Origin of the sequence: Ideonella sp. (genome assembly GCF_035254525.1) — a bacterium.
Taxonomy (GTDB): Bacteria; Pseudomonadota; Gammaproteobacteria; order Burkholderiales; family Burkholderiaceae_C; genus Ideonella.
Map to the genome: position 1 here is coordinate 1 of NZ_DATFAN010000220.1, position 16,178 is coordinate 16,178.

Consider the following 16,178-nt stretch of genomic DNA (forward strand, 5'->3'; position numbering starts at 1 on the left):
CTCCCATGGCTGCAAGAGAAAACCGTGTTGATGGAGAGCCGCCTGCAGTCTGCAGACCGTGCCCCGCGTGGTGGGCCGGAGAGCGTGCCCCAAGCCACCGGCCCAAGCGCGACCGTCGCACGCAACCATGTCATTCCCAGACAAAGGCTGTGGCGGCGCCAAACGGGTGGGTCGCCTTCCAGTGCCGTGCAATGTCGATACGCCGCGTGATCCACACGCGATCGTGCCGCTGCACGTGGTCGAGGAAGTGCTGCAGCGCGCGCAGGCGGCCCGGCCGGCCGAGCAGGCGGCAGTGCATGCCGATGCTCATCATCGCGGGGCGCTCGTCGCCTTCGGCGTACATCACGTCGAAGGCGTCGCGCAGGTACTGGAAGAACGGGTCGCCATGGCTGAAGCCCTGCGGCAGCGCGAAGCGCATGTCGTTGCAGTCGAGCGTGTAGGGCACGACGAGGTGCGGCGCGAGCGTGCCGTCGGCCTTTTTCACCTGCAGCCAGAAGGGCAGGTCGTCGCCGTAGTAGTCGCTGTCGTATTCGAAGCCGCCGTGCTCGACGACCAGGCGCCGGGTGTTGGGGCTGTCGCGGCCGGTGTACCAACCGAGTGGCGTCTTGCCGGTCAGGCGCTCGATGATGGCAACGCCGCGTTCAAGGTGCTGGCGCTCGATGTCCTCCTCGATGTTCTGGTAGTGGATCCAGCGCCAGCCATGGCAGGCGATCTCGTGGCCGAGCTCGACGAAGGCCTGGGTGACCTCGGGGCAACGCTCCAGCGCCATCGAGACGCCGAACACCGTCAGCGGCAGGCCGCGGTGCTCGAATTCGCGCAGGATGCGCCAGACGCCGACGCGCGAGCCGTATTCGTAGATGCTCTCCATGCTCAGGTGCCGCGCCGGGTAGCTGGCCGGGTTGGCCAGCTCGGAGAGGAATTGCTCGCTGCCGGCGTCGCCGTGCAGCACCGAGTTCTCACCGCCTTCCTCGTAGTTCAGCACGAACTGCAGCGCGACGCGGGCATGGCCCGGCCAGTTCGCCTGCGGCGGGTGGCGGCCGTGGCCGCGCAGGTCTCGCGGATAAGAGGTCGTCATGCGCGCTTCTTCCTCGTTGGCGTGGCGGGCTGGAGGATATCGGCCAGGTCGCCCACACGCGGATGCAGCCGCAGGTTGCGCTCGACGCTGCCCAGGTGCGAGCCCATCAGCCGGGCCGCCGCGCGCGCATCGCGCCGGGCCAAGGCGTCGACGATGGCGACGTGCTCGGCATGCGACGCCTCGGCCGAGTGCGCCGATTGCATCATCAGCGACACCAGCGACGATCGCGACAGCAGGTCGCCCATCAGCTCGGCCAGCACCTCGTTGCCCAGCGCCTCGGCCAGCAGCACGTGGAAGTCGGCCAGCAGGCGCGTGCGGCCGGGCACATCCGTGCGGGCGATGGCCGCGGCCTCCTCGGCCAGGTGGGCGCGCAGCCGGGCCAGCTGCACCTCGGTGACGCGGCCGCACAGCGCCCGGACCATGCCGGCCTCGACCAGTGCGCGCGCCTCGAAGACCTGGCGCGCCTCGTCTTCGGTGGGCTGGCGCACGAAGGCGCCGCGGCCGGGCTCGAGCACGATCAGCCGATCGCGCGAGAGCTGGTTCAGCGCCTGCCGCACGACGGTGCGCGAGACCTTGAAGATGTCGGCGATGCGCTGCTCGGCCAGCTTGGTGCCGGGCATCAGGCGGCGCTCGACGATCGCGGCGCTGACGGCATCGACGATGCGCCGGGTCGTCGTCGGCGCATCGCCGCCGGCCGACGGCGCGGCGGCCCGCGCAGGGCGGATCACCTTGAGGCTGGGGCTGCGCGAGGCCATCGGTGCGGGCGGGTCGGTGGTTGCGGTGTATGCGAAAGTGTATACACTTTGCGCTCATCGCCACAACCCGCATGCGCCGCGCGGCGCCCGCCGGACCGCCATGGGCCAGCTCACCACCCACGTGCTCGACACGATGCACGGTTGCCCCGCCGCCGGCATGGCGGTGTCGCTTTGGCGCGAGGGCGAGGCCGCGCCGCTGCGCGCGCTGACCCTGAACGCCGACGGCCGCGCCGACGGCCCGCTGCTGGCCGGCGCGGCCCTGCAGCCCGGCCGCTACCGGCTGCAATTCGGCGTCGCGGCGTACTTCCGTGCCCGCGGCGTCGTCTTGCCCGAGCCGCCGTTCCTCGACGAGGTGGTGCTGGCCTTTGGCATCGCCGACGCCACCGCGCACTACCACGTGCCGCTGCTCGCCAGCCCCTGGGCCTACTCGACCTACCGCGGCAGCTGATGGACGGCTACTGGCTGAGCTATGGGCTGGAGTGGGCCAACCTGCTGCTGCGCTGGGCCCATGTGATCACGGCGATCGCCTGGGTCGGCTCGTCGTTCTACTTCGTCTTCCTCGATGCGAGCCTGACCAAGCCGACCGACTCCGAGCTGACCGCCAAGGGCGTCGACGGCGAGCTGTGGGCCGTGCACGGCGGCGGCTTCTACCACCCGCAGAAGTACCTCGTCGCGCCCCGCGTGCTGCCGGCGCACCTGCACTGGTTCTACTGGGAGAGCTACAGCACGTGGTTGACCGGCTTCGGCCTGTTCACGGTGCTGTACCTGTTCAACGCCGGCACCTTCCTCGTCGACAAGTCGCTCGTCGATTGGGCGCCGGCCACCGCGGGGGCGGTCGCGCTGGGCTTCCTGGTCGTGTTCTGGCTGGCCTACGACGCGCTGTGCCGCGTGTTCGGCCAGCGCGAGGGCGGCGACCGCATCGTCGCGCTCGGCGTGCTGCTGCTGGTGGCGCTGGCGGCCTGGCTCGCCTGCCGCTGGTTCGCCGGCCGCGCGGCCTTTCTGCTCGTCGGTGCGGCGATCGCCACCGCGATGAGCGCCAACGTGTTCTTCTGGATCATCCCGGGCCAGCGCAAGGTGGTGGCGCAGCTGCGCGCTGGCTTGGCCGTGGACCCGGTGCACGGCCGGCGCGGCAAGCAGCGCAGCGTGCACAACACCTACTTCACGCTGCCGGTGCTGGTGGCGATGTTGTCCAACCACTATGGCTGGCTCACCCAGACCCGGTACAACTGGCTGGTGCTGCTGGCGCTGATGATGGCCGGCGCGCTGATCCGGCACTTCTTCGTGGCCCGCCACGCGGCGAAGCGGCAAGGCGTCGCGCCCCCGTGGGAAATCGCCGCGGCCGGTGTGCTGCTGATCGGCCTGCTCGCGTGGTGGCTGGCGCCGGCGCGGCCCGCGGCGCAGGCGGCGGGCGCCGAACCCGTGCGGTTCGCGCAGGTGCAGGCGGTGATCTCGCAGCGCTGCATGCTCTGCCACAACGCCGGCCTGCAGAACAAGGGCGTCGCGCTGCACACCGAGGCGCTGATCCGCCAGCATGCGCAAGCCGTCTACCAGCAGGCGGTGGTGCTCAAGCTGATGCCGCTGAACAACGCGACACGGATCACCGACGACGAGCGCGCGTTGATCCGGCGCTGGTTCGAGGCCGGCCAGCCCTGATGCGGTGTCCTCCCGCGTTCGCAGGGTGTCGGTGGGGTAACGAAAGGTACACGATCGCCGCTTGACCGCGCCTCGGCCACGAGGCGCGGTTGGAGGGCGAAAAATGAACCACGGGGCAGGGCCGGCGCGGTGGCGCCACCGGCCGGCACACACCGGTGCGGCGGTGCGGCGCTGCCTGCCTGCCATGCTGGCCGCGGCGCTGCTGGCCTCGTCCTGCGGCGGTGGCGACGAACCCACGCCGGCCGCGCGGTCGGCGCGGCCCGACGCAGCCACGGCGCCCGCCCCGTCGGCGGCGCGCCGGATGCGTGCCCTCGCCGCGCCGAACGGCAAGCCGATCCCGCCCGACGCGGCGCAGAAAGGCATGTTCTCGCCGCTGTACAACTGGCCGCTGATCGCCATTCACACGGCGCTGCTGCCAGATGGCCGGGTGATGAGCTATGGCACCGACACCTCTGGCCGCCAGACCGGCTACTTTGTCTACGACCTGTGGGACAGCGCGCAGCTGCCCGATGCCGGCCACCAGACGCTGCCGAACAACACCGCCACCGACCTGTTCTGCAGCTCGCAGGTGCTGGTGCCGCTGAACGGCGACGGTGCCGTGCCGCAGCTCGTGATCTCGAACGGCGACAACTGGGTCGGTGGCAGCACCACCAACACCGGCAACAGCCGCAGCAGCATCTTCGACCCGGCGACCAACACGCTGACGCGCGGGCAGGACACGAACCGCCCCCGCTGGTACGGCACCTCGACCGTGCTGCTCAACGGCGAGGTCTACCTCCAGGGCGGCTGGGACGGCACCGACCGGCCCGAGATCCGCGGCGCCAACGGAAGCTACCGGCTGCTTGCCATCGACACCAGCGCGCTCGACTTCTACTACCCGCGCAACTTCGTCGCACCCGACGGCCGGGTGTTCGGCTTCGATTCCTCCGGGCGCATGTACTTCATCGACCCGGCCGGCGGCGGGCCGGTGCAGCGGGTCGGCCAGATACCCGACGGCATCAACGGCAACGGCTCGAGCTCGGCGATGTTCCGCCCGGGGCGCATCCTGCAGTTCGGCGGCTTCGCGGCGCAGTCGGTGGTGATCGACATCAACGGGCCGTCGCCGGTGCTGAGCGGCCAGGTCGCGATGTCGTCGCAGCGCCAGCTGGGCACCGCGACCCTGCTGGCGGACGGGCGCGTGCTGGCCACCGGCGGCAGCCCGGTGTGGAACGAGCTGCCCGGCGCCGCGCTGAATGCCGAGATCTGGAATCCGCAGACAGGCGTGTGGACGCTCGGCGCGCAGGGCGCGGTGGCGCGGCTGTACCACTCGACGGCGCTGCTGCTGCCCGATGCCACGGTGCTGGTGGCCGGCGGCGGCGCGCCGGGGCCGCTGACCAACCTGAACGCCGAGATCTACCACCCGCCCTACCTCTTCACCGCCGATGGCCAGGAGGCAGCCCGGCCGGCCATCGTCGGCACACCGGACTTCCTGCAGGTCGGCCGCACGATCCCGATCGATGTCGCCAGCGGGAGCCCGATCGGGCGCGTCGTGCTGGTCAAGACGGGCTCGGTGACGCACAGCGTCAACATGGACCAGCGCTTCGTCGAGTTGCCGTTCCGCGTCGACGGCAGCGACCCCCACCGCCTCTATGCGCAGGCGCCGACGCACGCCGGCGACGTGCCGCCCGGCTACTACCTGCTGTTCGTGCTCGACACGGCCGGCGTTCCGTCGACCGCGCGCATCCTGAACCTGGGCGTGGCGGCCATCGCCAACCCCGAGGTCACGCCGGTCCTGAACTCGCCCGGCAACCAGGACACGCCATTGGGCAACGAGCTCGACCTGGCCGTGACGGCCACCGACCCCAACGGCGATGCGCTGCGCTTCAGCGCCGCCGGCCTGCCGCCCGGGCTGGCGATGAACGCGGCGACCGGCCACATCACCGGCGCGCCCACCGCGACCGGCAGCTACGACGTGGTGCTGGGCGTGACCGACGGCTACAACAGCGCGAGCGTGAACATCGTCTGGCAGGTCAGCGGCAGCGCGCCGCCGCAGTTCGAGCCGCTGCCGCCGCCGACGCCGGCGCTGGTGGGCACGCAGCTCGACGTGAGCGCCAGCGCCAGCGGCTACCAGATCGAGTTCAAGTGGAATTTCGGCGACGGCACGCCCGACACGCCCTGGTTGCCCGACGGCCGCGCCAGTCACGTCTACAGCCGCGCCGGCGTCTTCACGGTAACCGTCAGCGTGCGCGACGGGGCCGGCCGCCAGATCGCGCAAGGCTTCGTGCAGCGCGTGCAACTGCCGGTCAGCGGGGCGCTGCCGACGCAGTCGAGCACGATCGTCGCCGAGACACCGGCCGGGGGCGGCAACCCGCGGCTGTGGGTGGTCAACCCCGACAGCGACAGCGTCTCGGTGTTCGATGCGGTCAGCCGCACGCGACTGGCCGAGATCACCGTCGGCGCCTCGCCGAGGTCGCTGGCGCGCGCGGGTGACGGGCGCATCTGGGTCGCCAACCAGCGCGGCGCGAGCCTGAGCGTGATCGACCCGGCGAGCCTCAGCGTGGCCGCCACGCTGATGCTGCCGCGCGCCTCGCAGCCGCAGGCCATCGTGATGTCACCGGCCGGCACGCAGGCCTTCGTCACGCTGGCGGCAAGCGGCCAGTTGCTGAGGCTGGACACGGCCACCTTTGCGCAGACGGGCGCGCTGGCGCTGGGGCCGCAACCGGGCGGGCTCGCCGTCAGCGGCGATGGTGCCACCGTCTACGTGGTGCGTTTCGTCACCGCGCCGCTGCCGGGCGAAGCCACCGCCACCGTGACCCCCGGCCCGTCCACGGGTGGCGAGATCCGGGTCGTCGACGCCGCGGCCATGAGCCTCCTGCGCAGCATCGTGCTGCAGCACAGCGACCGGCCCGACGCCGAGAACCAGGGCCGCGGCATCCCGAACTACCTCGGCGCGCCGGCGCTGAGCCCCGATGGCACCCAGGCCTTCGTGCCGTCCAAGCAGGACAACGTGCTGCGCGGACAGCAGCGCGATGGCCTGGCGCTGAACTTCCAGAACACCGTGCGCGCGGTCAGCTCGCGCATCGTGCTGGCCACCCAGCAGGAAGACCTGGCCGGCCGCATCGACCACGACAACGCGGGCCTGGCCAGCGCGGCGCTGTTCGACCCGACCGGCGTCTTCCTCTTCGTCGCGCTCGAGACCAGCCGCGAGGTCGCGGTGCTGGATGCCCATTCGCGCCAGCAGCTGCTGCGGCTGGACGCGGGCCGCGCGCCGCAGGGCCTGGCGCTGTCGCCCGACGGGCTCACGCTGTTCGCGAGCAACTTCATGGACCGCACGGTCAGCGCCTTCGACCTGAAGCCGCTGCTGCTGCAGGGCCAGCTCAGCGTGCCCGCGCTCGGCCCGATGAACACGATCGCCACCGAGCCGCTCGCGCCCGCGGTGCTGCTGGGCAAGCAGCTCTTCTACGACGCCCGCGACCCACGGCTGGCACGCGACGGCTATCTCAGCTGTGCCGCCTGCCACCGCGACGGCGGCAGCGACGGCCGGGTGTGGGACATGGCCGATGCCGGCGAAGGCCTGCGCAACACGATCAATCTGCGCGGCCGCGCCGCGATGGGCCAAGGCCTGCTGCACTGGAGTGGCAACTTCGACGAGCTGCAGGATTTCGAAGGCCAGATCCGCCGACTGGCCGGCGGCACCGGCTTGATGAGCGACGCCGCCTACTTCGCCGGCACGCGCAGCCAGCCGCTGGGCGACCTCAAGGCGGGCCTCAGCGCCGAGCTCGATGCGCTGGCGGCCTACGTCGCCTCGCTGGCCGCCTTCGACGCCAGTCCCTGGCGCGGCGCCGGCGGCGCCCCGAGCACGGCGGCCATGGCCGGCCGCGAGGTGTTCCGGGCGCAGGCCTGCGGCGCTTGCCACGGTGGCGCCGGCTTCACGCTGTCGGCCACGCTGGGGCTGCAGGATGTCGGCACGATCAAGCCGACCAGCGGCCAGCGCCTGGGCGGGCCGCTGGTCGGCATCGACATCCCGACGCTGCGCGACGTCTGGGCCAGTGCCCCCTACCTGCACGACGGCTCGGCGGCCACGCTCGAGGCCGCGGTCAGCGCGCACCGTGGGGTGGTGCTAGGCGCCGGCGACCTCGCCAACCTCGTGGCCTACCTGCGCGAGCTCGGCAGCGACGAGGCCGGCCCGCCGGTGCCCGGCACGGGCCTGGCCGGCCGGTATTTCAACAACAAGAAGCTGGCCGGCACGCCGGTGCTGACGCGCACCGAGGCGGTCGATTTCGACTGGGGCACCGGCTCGGCCGGCCCGGGCGTGCGGCCCGATGCCTTCTCGGTGCGCTGGGCCGGCACGCTCGAGGTGCCGGTGACCGGCGTCTACACCTTCCAGACCGTGTCGGACGACGGCCTGCGCCTGTGGGTCAACGGCGTGCGCCTGATCGCCAACTGGACCAGCCACACCGCGACCACCAACGCGTCGAAGAAGATCAAGCTCGCCGCCGGCCAGCGCGTGCCGCTGCAGCTGGACTACTTCGACAACACCGGCGCGGCCGAGATCCGCCTGCGCTGGAAGCCGCCGGGCACCGCCGGCTACGTCGCCGTGCCGGCCGAGTGGCTCTACCCGGAGTGAGTTCGCCGCCGGCGGCGCGGCGGGCCGGATCAGGCGGATCGCGGCGCTCCGGTGATGGCCCGCAGGGTCGCCACCAGCCGCTCCATCTCGATCGGCTTGGCCACGTGGGCGACCATGCCGCAGGCCAGGCACTGCTCGCGCTCTTCCGGCATCGCGTGGGCCGTCTGGCCGATCACCGGCAACCCCGGCGCGAGCGCGGCGATCCGGCGCGTGGCCTCGAAGCCGTCCATCAGCGGCATCTGCACGTCCATCAGCACCGCGTCGAAGCCGCCCGGCTGCGCGCGCACCTGATCGACTGCCGCCACGCCGTCGCCGACCAATTGCACCGTGGCGCCGGCGCGGCGCAGCAACTCCTCGATCACCAGCTGGTTGACCGGGTTGTCCTCGGCCACCAGCAGGCGCAGGCCCGCGAGCGGCCCCTCGGCGCCATTCTCGAGCGCCGGCCGCGGCGCGGCCGCGGGCGGCAGGCGGGCCTCGCGCAGCGGCAGGCGCAGCTCGAATTCGCTGCCCCGGCCGAGGGACGAGCGCACCTGCAGGCGGCCACCCATCAGCTCGGCCAGCCGGCGGCTGATCGCCAGGCCCAGCCCGGTGCCGCCGTAGCGCCGGGTGGTCGACGAATCGGCCTGGCGGAACGCGACGAAGAGCTGCGCGACCTGGTCTTCGCTCATGCCGATGCCGGTGTCGCTGACGCGCAGGACCAGGGTGTCGCCATCGCGCCCGACCCAGACGCCGATGCCGCCGTGGTTGGTGAACTTGACCGCGTTCGACAGCAGGTTGGCCAGGATCTGGTGCAGCCGCAGCGGGTCGGTCAGGCAGGCCGCGGGCAGGCAGGCGCCCAGTGTCACCGTCAGGTCCAGGCCCTTGGTGGCGGCCTGGTCGCGCACGAGGTCGACCGCGCTCTCGGTGGCCGCCGCCGGATCGACCGGGATGGACTCGATGTCCAGCCGCTGGGCCTCGATCTTCGAGTAGTCGAGCACGTCGTTGACGACGCCCAGCAGCAGCCGGCCGGATTCGAGAATGCGCGCGTAGCCGGCCTGCGCCGGGGTGCCGGCGGCCTGCTCGTGGCCGAGCTGCGCGAAACCGAGGATGCCGTTCAGCGGCGTGCGGATCTCGTGGCTCATCGTCGCCAGGAACTCGCTGCGCTGGCGCGCGACGCGCTCGGCCTGCAGCCGCGCGGCCTCGCGCTCCTGCTCGAGCGCGCGGCGATCCGAGATGTTGCGCACCACCGCGACCACCTCGCCGCCGCGGGTGGGCAGCAGCCGGGCCTCGAAGTGGCGTTCGCCGCCCTCCAGCGGCAGCGCGTACTCGACGGCGACCATCGGCGCGCCCTCGGCCACCTGCCTGAGCGCGCCCGCCATCGCCGCACCCGCCTCGGGCGGCAGCAGGTCTGGCATGCGCCGGCCGCGCAGCTGATCGGGCGGCACGGCCAGGTCCTCCGGCCGGCTCGCGCGGTGGTCGAGGATGGTGCCGTCGGCTGCCATGCGGAAGTACAGGTCGGGCAGGGCCTGGAAGATGCTGTTGAGCTCGGCGCTGCGGCGCGAGACCTCGGCTTCGAGGTCCTGGGCCTGGCGGGCGAGCAGCCGCGTGGCCTCGCGCTGCGGCGTCACGTCGACGAAGCTGCACAGCATGCAGTCCTCGCTGCCGATGACCACGCGCACGGCCGAGAAGGCCATCTCGCGCGTCGTGCCGTCGCGCAGCCGGAAGCGGGATTCGACGCCGTCGACATGGCCGCAGTCCTTGATGCGCTGCAGCGTGTCGGCGCGCGTATCGGCATCGCACCACAGGCCCAGGTCCAGCCCGTTGCGGCTGAGCACGTCGTCGCGCTCGTAGCCGAACATCTGCAGCCAGGCGCGGTTCACGTCGGCGAAACGCTGGTCGCTGATCAGCCCCAGCGCCATGCCGATCGGGCTGGTCTGGAACAGCACCGAGAAGCGCGCCTCGCTCTGGCGCAGCGCCTGCATCGCCTGCTCGCGCGTGGTCTCGGCCTCGGCGGCGCCCCAGGCCAGGCCGAGCTGGGTGCCGAGCCGGCCGAGCAGCTCGACCTGCTCGTTGTCGAAGAAGTCGGGCTGGCGCGAATAGACCATCAGCACCGCGCGGGTCTCGTCGCCGACCTTGATCGGGAAGCCGCCGGCTGCCACCAGGCCGAAGCGCTGGGCCTTTTCGCGCCACGGCGCCATGCCGGCGTTGTTGACGAAATCGTGTGCCACCTGCGGCCGGCCTTCGCGCCATGCACGGCCGCCGGGGCCGCGGCCCCGCGTGTTGTCGTCGATCGACAGATGTGCCTGCTCGGCATAGGGCTTCGCATCGCCGGCGGCGGCGGCCGGGCGCAGCTCGCGCGTGCCGAAGTCGGGTTCACCGATCCAGGCCAGCGGCAGCCCGCCGTCGTCGACGATCACCTGGCAGACCTGCTGGAACAGCGCAGCCCGTCCCGGCCGCGCGGCGATCAGCGCGTTCACCTCGTTCAGCACCTTGTACAGCCGATTGAGCCGCAGCAGCCGGCCCTCGGTGCTGCGCTGCACGCTCATGTCGCGTGCGACGCCGAGCACGCCGACGACGCGGCCGGTCGAATCGCGCAGCGGTGTCTTGATGACCTCGTACAGCCCGCCATCGGGCCGGGTGGCATCGGGCATCGCCTGCTCGGTGCGCCAGGGGCGATCGGCATCGAGCGCGGCCAGGTCGTTGCGGCGATAGGCATCAGCCTGGGCCGGCGTGGCGAGATCGGCGTCGACCCGGCCGACGATCTCGTTCTCGGGGCGCCCGAGCAGGCGGGCAAGCGCCGGGTTGCAGAATGTGTAGACGCCTTGCAGGTCCTTGACCCAGACCAGGTCGGGCAGGGTGCTGACGAGGGTCAGCAGGCGCTGGCGCTCGTCGACCAGCTCGCGCGTGCGTCGCGCGACGACCCGCCGCATGCCGATCGCCCACAGCAGTCCAAGCAGGGTGGCCACCGCGGCGGCCGCGCCCCCGGCAATGGCGACCCACGCATGCTCGAGGAAGGCGCCGTACAGCGCGGCCATCGGGCCATTACAGCATGGGGCGGTTTCAGGCGACAAGCCGCGCCCGCCCGCCGGGGCGTGCAGCCCGTCACACCGTGATCGGGTGGTGCCCGGGGGACTCCAGCGTGGGGGGGAGCCGTGCGCAGCCCGCCATCGGCTTGACTTGGCGCAACCCCGACCCGGCCGCCGTACAGGACATTCCGAAGGCAAAAGATCGCCCGGGAAAGATGCCGTGAACATGCCCTCACTTCGCCTGCGTGCTGCGCCCACCGTGCCACCGCCGCCGCGTGCCGGCTCGGCCCGGCCGGTTGCGATGCCGACGTCGACCGAGGTCGACCAGTCCGTGCTGCCCGATGCGCGATGCTGGGGCCGCCTGTTCGGCGAGGTCGCGCTGCCGGCCGACGAGGCCCAGGCACTGAATGGCATCGCACGCGCCCTGCGCCTGGAAGCCGGCGACACCGTGTTCCACCGCGGGACGCCCGCGACCGCGCTGGTCATCCTGTGCCAGGGCGACGCCGCGCTGGGCGGGCCCGACGCGCACGGCCAGTTCCGCACCGAGCGCCATCTGCAGGGCCCGGCCTGGCTGGACGTGAGCGCCGGCTGGCTGGGCGAGGCCCACGCGCACGATGCCCGGGTGCTCGGCCCGGCCACCGTGATCGAGCTGGACTGTGCCGCGCTCGGCGCCGAGATCGACCACAGCCCGGCGCTGGCACGCCGGCTGATGCGCGCGCTGGCGCGCGAATCGCAGGTGCTGGCGCTGAGCACCCAGGCGCTGATGCACCAGGACGCACCGGCCCGCTGGGCGGCCTGGCTGCTGGCGCGCTTTCAGCCGCTGCCCGAGGCCCCCGGCCGCGGGGTGGTGCAGCTGCCGCTGCGCAAGCGCGACATCGCCTCGCAGCTGGCGATCACGCCCGAGACCTTGTCGCGCCTAATGCGCAACTTCTCGTCGCGCGGCGTGATCGCGGTGGCCGGCTACACCGTCCACGTCCTGGACCGCGCCGCCCTGGCCCGCCTCGCTGGGGCATAAAGAGAAAGGCGCTCCGAAGGAGCGCCGCCCATCAAGTGGCGTGCGCGGATCCGGCTTCGCCGGTCCGCTGCGCGAGCCCCCCTTGGGGGGCAGCCCCCGGAAGGGGGCGTGGGGGCCCAATCAGACGGTGAACATCTTGATGGCGACGGCGCCCAGGACGATCGCGATCGCGTAGCGGATGAAGGTCAGCGGCGCGCGGGTGCTGATGAACGACCCGATCAGCACGCCGGGGATGGAGCCTAGCAGCAGGCTGATCAACAGGCCGTAGTCGACGTTGCCCAGGGACAGGTGCCCCAGGCCGGCGATCAGCGCCAGCGGGATGGCGTGGGCCAGGTCGGTGCCGACCAGCTTGCTGGCGTTCAGCCGCATCGGGTACAGGTAGACCAGCATCACGGTGCCAAGGGCGCCGGCGCCGATGGAGGTCAAGGTGACCAGCACGCCGAGCAGAACGCCGGCCGCGACGGTGGCTGCGGGTTGCAGGTGCTTGAAGTAGCTCTCGTCGGTGACGCGCAGGCTGCGGCCGACGCGGTGCAGCCAGTCCTTCAGCAACATGCCCAGCGCGGTGATGATCAGCGCGATGGCGACCGCGGTGATGATGAAACCGCTCTTGATCTGGTGGGCATCGCCATAGTGCATCCAGGCCAGCGTGGCGGCCGCGGCGGGCAGGCTGCCCATGGCCAGGCGCCGCACGATGCCCCAGTCCACGGTGCCATGGTTGTGGTGCACCGCCACGCCGAACATCTTGGTGATCGAGGCGTAGAGCAGGTCGGTGCCGACCGCGGTCTGCGGCGCGATGCCGAACATGAGCACCAGGATCGGCGTCATCAACGCGCCGCCACCGACGCCGGTGATGCCGACAACGGTGCCGACCAGCAGGCCGGCGACGGATCTCATTCCATCAATTTCCACGAGGGCTCCCGTTCGTTCGTGTCTGAGCGCGCAATCCGGGATGTGCCTTCGCAGTCCCCCGTTCGGGCTCGTGCATTGTGGGGGTGTCAACATGCGAAAAGCGGATATCGAAGCTCGAATTCCGCATATCCGCGGTAAACGCGCCAGCCGTCTAGACGGCCAGCAACTGGGCCGCGACGGACACTGCAATGACACCCGGCTGCTTGCCTGCGATGTCACCAAGCCCGATCGGGCAGGCCATGCGGGCGAGCAGGGCGTCGGCGATGCCGCGTTCGCGCAACCGGTGCTCGAAGCGGGCGCGCTTGCTGGCCGAGCCGATGAGGCCGAACCAGCCGAAGTCGGCGCGCTTCAGAATGGCGTCGGCCAGCACCAGATCCAGCGCGTGGCTGTGGGTCATCACGAGGTAGAAGTCGCCCGGGCAGCCCTGCGCGACCTCGGCCTCGACCGGCTCGATGCAGACGCGCTCGACGTGGCCCGGGAGCGGCCCCGCCGGAAACTCGGCCTCGCGCTCGTCGACCCAGACGATCTGGCAGGGCACGCCGGCCAGCACCTGCACCAGCGCGCGGCCCACATGGCCGGCGCCGAACAGATGCAGGCGAAAGCGCGGCGGCGCGGCCGGCCAGGCGGCGAGGGTGGTTTCGTCCAGCGGCGTGAAGCGCAGCGTCAGCGCGCCGCCGCAGCACTGGCCGAGCGACGGCCCGAGGGCGACCGGCCAGTCGAGCGGCGCGATATCGTCGGCCGCCAGCCGCTCGCGTGCGCGCGCAATGGCCTGCCACTCGAGGTGCCCGCCCCCGATCGTGCCGGCGACATCGTCCGCGCTGACCAGCATGCGCGTGCCGGCTTCCCTCGGCACCGAGCCGCGCGCGGCGATGACTTCGACCAGCATCGCGGGCCGGCCGCAGGTCACCCACCTTTCGACGGTCGCTCTATCGGGATCGAGCATGTTGGTGGTCAGTGCGGCATGCGTTCGACGGTCGCGCGTGGGCCGGAGAACGGGGGCACCGCCGCCGCGCTGCTCGCCACGACCAGCGCAGGCGGCCCAAACCCGGGCCCGAGCCCCACACCAGCAGACAGACTAACGTCCAGCCGCATCTTGAGTCACGCCGCGCACGGCATTGACCGCCCGCAGCAGGGCCTCGGGCGTCGCCGGCGCCGACAGCGGTGGCTGGCAACCCGGCGCGCCGCAGGCCGCCACCGCGTCGCGCAGCGCGAGGAAGACCGAGAAGGCCAGCAGCAGCGGCGGCTCGCCGACGGCCTTGCTGCGGTGGATGCTGTCTTCGGTGTTGCGGTTGGCGTAAAGCCGCGTCGTGAAGGCGACTGGCACGTCGTTGGCGGTCGGGATCTTGTAGGTCGAGGGTGCGTGGGTCAGCAGCATGCCGGTCTGCGGGTGCCAGACCAGCTCCTCGCTGGTCAACCAGCCCATGCCTTGCACGAAGCCGCCCTCGATCTGGCCGATGTCGATCGCCGGGTTCAACGAGGTGCCGACATCGTGCAGCAGGTCGGCGCGCGCGAGTTTCCATTCGCCGGTCAGCGTGTCCAGCAGCACCTCGCTGACCGCGGCGCCGTAGGCGAAGTAGTAGAACGGTCGGCCGGTCAGCGTGGCGCGGTCCCAGTGCAGGCCCGGGGTGGCATAGAAGCCATCGGACCAGAGCTGGATGCGGGCCTGGTAGGCCTCGCGCACCAGCGCATCGAACTCGATCGCACGGCCTTTCGGCGCCGTCACCTGGGCGTTCTCGAAGCGCACGTGTGCCGGTCCCGTGCCGAGCAGTTTCGCGGCGAGCACGGCCAGCCGGTCGCGGATGCGGCGTGCCGCCTCCTGCGCCGCCTTGCCGTTCAGGTCCGACCCGGTCGAGGCGGCGGTGGCCGAGGTGTTGGCAACCTTGCTGGTGTCGGCCGCGGTGCAGCGCACGCGCTCCAGCGGCAGGCCCAGCTCGTGCGCGACGACCTGCGCCACCTTGGTGTTCAGGCCCTGGCCCATCTCGGTGCCGCCGTGGTTCACCAGCACCGAGCCGTCGACGTAGACATGAACCAGCGCGCCGGCCTGGTTGTAGTGGTTGACGTTGAACGAGATGCCGAACTTCACCGGCGTCAACGCGAGGCCCTTCTTCAGCACCGGGCTCGATGCGTTGAACGCCGCGATCTCGGCGCGGCGAGCCGAGTAGCCGCTGGCGGCGAGCAGATCCTCGGTCAGCGGCTCGATGATGTTGTCGGCCACCGTCTGCCGGTACGGCGTGGTGTTGCGCTCGCCCGTGCCGTACCAGTTCGCTCGCCGCACCTCGAACGGGTCGCGCTGCAGATGGCGCGCGATCGTGTCGAGAATCACCTCGGTGACCAGCGCGCCCTGCGGCCCGCCGAAGCCGCGAAAGGCGGTGTTGCTCTGCGTGTTCGTGCGCGGCAGGTAGCCGTGGATCGCGACCTCGGGCAGCCAGTAGGTGTTGTCGACGTGGCAGATCGCACGCGTCATCACCGGCGGCGACAGGTCCGCCGAGTGGCCGGCGTGGCCGAGCAGCGTGAGTTCCAGGCCAAGCACGTGGCCCTCGTCGTCGAAGCCCGCTTCCCAGTCGAACTCGAAACCGTGGCGGCGGCCGGTGACGAGGAAATCGTCGTCGCGGTCGGGCCGAAGCTTGACCGGGCGATTCAGTTGCCGTGCGGCCAGCGCGGCGATGCAGGCGAACTGGGCCGACTGCGACTCCTTGCCGCCGAAGCCGCCGCCCATGCGCCGGCACTCGACCAGCACCTGGTGGGCGGCCAGGCCCAGCGCATGGGCGACCGAGGCCTGCATCTCGCTCGGGTGCTGGGTCGAACAGTGGATCTTCAGCCCGCCGTCGTCCTGCGGCAGCGCGTAGGAGATCTGGCCCTCGAGGTAGAACTGCTCCTGGCCGCCGAGCGAGAAACTGCCGTTCAGACGGTGCGGTGCCGTGGCGATGGCGCGCTTCACCCCGGCTTCGCCATCGGCGGACTGGCTGCGCGTGAGGTGCATCGGCGGCACCACGTAGTCGCCCTTCGCATGGGCGTCGCGCACCGACAACTGCGCCGGCAAGGGCTCGATGCGCAGCACCTGCTTGGCCTGGGCGGCGGCGCGCCGCGCGGCCTCGCGGTTCGTCGCGATCACCGCGAACACCGGCTGGCCGAGGTAGCGCAAGGTGCCGTCGGCGAGGAT

At 71.7% G+C, this 16,178-nt stretch carries 10 protein-coding genes; 4 read left to right on the forward strand and 6 right to left on the reverse strand.

All coding sequences use genetic code 11. The features are described from left to right. Positions 1-130: 130 nt before the first annotated feature. Together puuE and VJ693_RS25650 are read right to left on the reverse strand one after the other, a co-directional pair. Complete coding sequence (gene puuE, locus VJ693_RS25645; protein ID WP_324159011.1) at positions 131-1,075, reverse strand: allantoinase PuuE; 945 nt, start codon at positions 1,073-1,075, stop codon at positions 131-133. After that, the gene (locus tag VJ693_RS25650) at positions 1,072-1,830 is read right to left on the reverse strand and encodes a GntR family transcriptional regulator (protein ID WP_324159013.1); all 759 of its coding nucleotides are present in this window, start codon (positions 1,828-1,830) and stop codon (positions 1,072-1,074) included. The genes puuE and VJ693_RS25650 overlap by 4 nt, the downstream gene beginning before the upstream one ends. Before the next feature lie 100 nt (positions 1,831-1,930). Between VJ693_RS25650 and uraH the strand changes: the two genes are divergently transcribed. The 3 genes from uraH to VJ693_RS25665 all read left to right on the forward strand — a co-directional run bounded on the left by uraH (position 1,931) and on the right by VJ693_RS25665 (position 8,089). Continuing rightward, the gene (gene uraH, locus VJ693_RS25655; RefSeq protein ID WP_324159015.1) at positions 1,931-2,278 is read left to right on the forward strand and encodes a hydroxyisourate hydrolase; all 348 of its coding nucleotides are present in this window, start codon (positions 1,931-1,933) and stop codon (positions 2,276-2,278) included. Continuing rightward, positions 2,278-3,483 (forward strand): urate hydroxylase PuuD, encoded by a 1,206-nt coding sequence (locus tag VJ693_RS25660; protein WP_324159017.1) that lies wholly within the window; start codon positions 2,278-2,280, stop codon positions 3,481-3,483. The genes uraH and VJ693_RS25660 overlap by 1 nt, the downstream gene beginning before the upstream one ends. A 103-nt stretch (positions 3,484-3,586) precedes the next feature. Then, entirely contained in the window at positions 3,587-8,089 is a 4,503-nt protein-coding gene (locus VJ693_RS25665) for a PA14 domain-containing protein (RefSeq protein ID WP_324159019.1), read from the forward strand. A gap of 29 nt (positions 8,090-8,118) precedes the next feature. On the opposite strand, the gene VJ693_RS25670 is transcribed toward VJ693_RS25665, so the two are convergent. Continuing rightward, positions 8,119-11,103, reverse strand: coding sequence for a PAS domain-containing protein (locus VJ693_RS25670; protein WP_324159020.1), 2,985 nt, complete (start codon positions 11,101-11,103; stop codon positions 8,119-8,121). A 217-nt stretch (positions 11,104-11,320) separates the two neighbouring features. Between VJ693_RS25670 and VJ693_RS25675 the strand changes: the two genes are divergently transcribed. Further along, the gene (locus VJ693_RS25675) at positions 11,321-12,109 is read left to right on the forward strand and encodes a Crp/Fnr family transcriptional regulator (RefSeq protein WP_324159022.1); all 789 of its coding nucleotides are present in this window, start codon (positions 11,321-11,323) and stop codon (positions 12,107-12,109) included. A gap of 120 nt (positions 12,110-12,229) precedes the next feature. Here the strand turns inward: VJ693_RS25675 and VJ693_RS25680 are convergent, their stop codons facing one another. From VJ693_RS25680 to xdhB, 3 genes are all read right to left on the reverse strand, one after another. After that, positions 12,230-13,003 carry a sulfite exporter TauE/SafE family protein gene (locus VJ693_RS25680; protein WP_324159024.1) on the reverse strand — a complete coding sequence of 258 codons (774 nt, stop codon included), beginning with the start codon at positions 13,001-13,003 and terminating at the stop codon, positions 12,230-12,232. A 166-nt stretch (positions 13,004-13,169) separates the two neighbouring features. Further along, the gene (gene xdhC, locus VJ693_RS25685) at positions 13,170-13,961 is read right to left on the reverse strand and encodes a xanthine dehydrogenase accessory protein XdhC (protein WP_324159026.1); all 792 of its coding nucleotides are present in this window, start codon (positions 13,959-13,961) and stop codon (positions 13,170-13,172) included. Positions 13,962-14,093: 132 nt separating this feature from the next. Continuing rightward, a partial coding sequence (xdhB, locus tag VJ693_RS25690; protein ID WP_324159028.1) for a xanthine dehydrogenase molybdopterin binding subunit occupies positions 14,094-16,178 on the reverse strand: 2,085 nt, incomplete at its 5' end.

Coding starts and splice junctions, on each gene's coding strand:
- puuE (WP_324159011.1), bottom strand. CDS start 1,075: ATGACGACCTCTTATCCGCGAGACCTGCGCGGCCACGGCCGCCACCCG.
- VJ693_RS25650 (WP_324159013.1), bottom strand. CDS start 1,830: ATGGCCTCGCGCAGCCCCAGCCTCAAGGTGATCCGCCCTGCGCGGGCC.
- uraH (WP_324159015.1), top strand. CDS start 1,931: ATGGGCCAGCTCACCACCCACGTGCTCGACACGATGCACGGTTGCCCC.
- VJ693_RS25660 (WP_324159017.1), top strand. CDS start 2,278: ATGGACGGCTACTGGCTGAGCTATGGGCTGGAGTGGGCCAACCTGCTG.
- VJ693_RS25665 (WP_324159019.1), top strand. CDS start 3,587: ATGAACCACGGGGCAGGGCCGGCGCGGTGGCGCCACCGGCCGGCACAC.
- VJ693_RS25670 (WP_324159020.1), bottom strand. CDS start 11,103: ATGGCCGCGCTGTACGGCGCCTTCCTCGAGCATGCGTGGGTCGCCATT.
- VJ693_RS25675 (WP_324159022.1), top strand. CDS start 11,321: ATGCCCTCACTTCGCCTGCGTGCTGCGCCCACCGTGCCACCGCCGCCG.
- VJ693_RS25680 (WP_324159024.1), bottom strand. CDS start 13,003: ATGAGATCCGTCGCCGGCCTGCTGGTCGGCACCGTTGTCGGCATCACC.
- xdhC (WP_324159026.1), bottom strand. CDS start 13,961: ATGCTCGATCCCGATAGAGCGACCGTCGAAAGGTGGGTGACCTGCGGC.